The sequence below is a fragment of the Streptomyces sp. 4N509B genome (assembly GCF_052245655.1).
In the GTDB taxonomy this organism is placed as follows: Bacteria; Actinomycetota; Actinomycetes; order Streptomycetales; family Streptomycetaceae; genus Streptomyces.
Map to the genome: position 1 here is coordinate 1 of NZ_JBQQBZ010000094.1, position 1170 is coordinate 1170.

Annotated in this window: 1 pseudogene; it reads left to right on the plus strand. The window is 70.5% G+C overall.

The features are described 5' to 3' along the window. Positions 1–961: pseudogene (locus tag ACTWP5_RS32060) on the plus strand (mobilization protein); the annotation flags it as partial. Positions 962–1170: the final 209 nt, after the last annotated feature.

Genomic DNA, 1170 nt, shown 5'->3' on the forward strand with positions numbered 1-1170 from the left:
ACCCTCCGGCGCCATCCGCGGCATCACCTTCGCCCACCAACCCACCAACGGCCAGCACCCCGTGTGGTACTCCGGCAGCCGCCTGGCCCCCGACCTCTCCCTCCCCAAGATCCTCAACCGACTCACCGCAGCCCACCACCTCACCACCAACTACCACCCCCACGACCCCTGGCGCCACGCCGCCCGCCACCTCGACACCCTCCCCACCACCCTGACCCACGCGGACGAGCAGACCGCCACCGACCACATCCACGCCTTCGGCACCCTCCTCGACGCCGCAGCCCAAACCGCACCCGCCCCCGGCCGCGCCCACCTCCGCCAGGCCGCCACTGCGTTCGAACGCGCCACCCGCACCCGCAGGCAAGCCGACTACCAGGCCGGCCACGCCCTCCGAGAACTCGCCGACCACCTCACCCACACCCCCGCCGCCCCCGAACCCGCCGCCTGGCTACTCTGCACCGCCATCGCCGCCACCATCGCCATCGCCCGCTGGCACCAAGCCCACCACCACCAGCAACAAGAACAAGCAGCCCGACAGACCCTGGTCCACCTCCGCACCGCCTACCACCACACAGCCACCCAACCCCTCACCGCCATCGCCACGGCAGCACCTAACCCAGGCATCGCCCGCCTCTGGAAAACCCGCCTCCGCACACTCCTCCCCCAGTCAATCGGCCGCATCACCAGCGACCCCGCCTGGTTTGCCCTCGCCACCACCCTCCACCAGGCCCACCTCACAGGCATCAAGGTCGAACCATTGATCACCACGAGCGACGCTGGGAGCGGGCTCGTCGACGCCGACGACCCGGCCGCCCTACTCCTCTGGCGCCTCCGCGACCAACTCGCCCAGCAGCACCAACGCCATCAGGCTGCGAGCACCACGCCGCACACCATCCAGGAGAGGGTCCGGCCGCATACGACAACGATCCCCAAGAAGCCCGAGGGCCGCGCCCTCGGGTAACGCTGCCAGCCATCGCGGCACTCGCAGGCAGGACTCAGCGCTGGATTCGGATGTTGACAGTAACGGCGGTGCCCCCGGCGAGGGCCGCGCCGAGGACGGCGACGGGGACGACGGCCTCAGTGTGACCGGTGACCAGGAGTAGCAGCAGCGTTGCCGAAGTCAGCAGTCCTGATGCCGCCGAGATCCAGCCGAGGATGCGGGAGGTCCGC